Below are 248 nucleotides of genomic sequence, written 5' to 3'. Positions count from 1 at the left end.
CGTGCAGCTGCAGGTCGCCACGCTCTGGCACGGACAGCCGCTGGCGCCGCCGGTGGTGCGCGACCTGTCGGCCCTGGGCCTGCGCAGCCGTGGCGACGAGGAACTGGCGATGTGCACCGGCAAGCTGATGCTGCGCCTGGAAGACGATGGCCCGCGCATTGGTCCACGCCGCATCTTCAATGCCGACATCTTCAACCCGTGCTGGGAATGGAAGCAGGCCGACCTGGCCGGTACCCGCACGCTGGAAG

The 248-nt window shown here is 69.0% G+C and carries 1 protein-coding gene; it reads left to right on the top strand.

The genetic code is table 11. From position 1 onward, the window contains the following. Positions 1 to 248 (top strand): hypothetical protein (locus SB658_RS26355; RefSeq protein ID WP_410603452.1); only part of this gene is annotated, 248 nt, incomplete at both ends.

Origin of the sequence: Bacillus sp. SIMBA_008 (assembly GCF_046535495.1) — a bacterium.
Lineage (GTDB): Bacteria > Bacillota > Bacilli > Bacillales > Bacillaceae > Bacillus > Bacillus subtilis.
Note: the sequence above shows the minus strand (reverse complement) of the source record. Positions and strands in the feature narration are given on the sequence as shown.